1 protein-coding gene is annotated in these 204 nt (G+C 36.8%); it reads left to right on the forward strand.

Going from position 1 to position 204, the window contains the following annotated elements:
* Positions 1-186, forward strand: a 186-nt coding sequence (locus tag AN389_RS20065) for an IS3 family transposase (RefSeq protein ID WP_146258113.1), incomplete at its 5' end; no start/stop codon positions are given.
* Positions 187-204: the final 18 nt, after the last annotated feature.

Below are 204 nucleotides of genomic sequence, written 5' to 3' on the forward strand. Positions count from 1 at the left end.
TTTTTTGCGACAATTAAAAAGCGAATAATTAAGCGTAAGATATACTCGACACGCGAAGATGCGAAAGCTGAGATATTTAATTTTATAGAAATGTTTTACAATCCAAAAAAGCGCCATTCACACACAGGCGGTGTTTCACCTGCTAAGTTTGAAGAAGCGTACTATTCTGAGTTAAAAACTGTCTAGTGAAAGCTGGGAAGTCCA

Origin of the sequence: Pseudoalteromonas sp. P1-7a (assembly GCF_001401855.1) — a bacterium.
Lineage (GTDB): Bacteria > Pseudomonadota > Gammaproteobacteria > Enterobacterales > Alteromonadaceae > Pseudoalteromonas.